General features: G+C 74.3%; 1 protein-coding gene. It reads right to left on the bottom strand.

What is annotated here, in order from left to right:
- Positions 1–110: 110 nt before the first annotated feature.
- A partial coding sequence (locus tag CCN33_RS29690; protein WP_140394756.1) for a PP2C family protein-serine/threonine phosphatase occupies positions 111–720 on the bottom strand: 610 nt, incomplete at its 5' end.

Here is a 720-nt window from a genome sequence, read left to right as displayed (position 1 = left end):
ACGAGGGCGGCCGGGGTCTGGTGCTCGTCGGGCAGCTCGCCGACTCCTGGGGGGTCGACCGCTCCCGGCTCACCAGCGGCAACGCGGTCTGGGCGACCCTGAGTGCCTGATCAGCCTTCGGCGGGGGTGAGTTCGGCCAGCAGCAGGGTCCGGTCGTCCGTGCCGTTCGTGCCCGACGGCGCGTGCAGCAGGTGCTCGCACAGGGCGGGCAGGTCGGCGCCCGGTCCGGGAGCGGCCGCGTCGAGGGAGTCGGCCAGGCGGAGTATCTGATGGTCGATGTCCGCGTCGCGGGACTCCACCAGGCCGTCGCTGTACAGCACCAGCAGCGCGGGCTCCGGGACGCTGAACACGGTCGCCTCGTAGTGGCCGGTGCCGAGCCCCAGGGGCAGGCCGGGCTCGGTCAGGGGGACCGGGACCGTCTTCCCGTCCGGGCCGCGCAGCAGCGGGGGCGGGTGGCCGGCGCTCACCACGGTGCAGATGCGCTCCCTCGGCGACCACTCGCCGTAGACACAGGTGGCGAACGAAGCGCCGGGCGTGTCACAGGCCAGCGCGTCCAGCCGCCGCACGAGATCCACCGCCGGTATGTCGAACCCGGCGAACGCCCGCACGGCCGTGCGGAGTTGCAGCATGGCGACGGCGGACTCCGGGCCGTGGCCCATCGCGTCGCCCACGATCAGGCTGACCCGCCCGTCCGGCCGCCGCAGCACGTCGTACCAGTCG

It is taken from the genome of Streptomyces recifensis, from assembly GCF_002154615.1.
GTDB lineage: Bacteria > Actinomycetota > Actinomycetes > Streptomycetales > Streptomycetaceae > Streptomyces > Streptomyces griseoluteus.
This window is presented reverse-complemented; position numbering and strand designations above follow the sequence as displayed.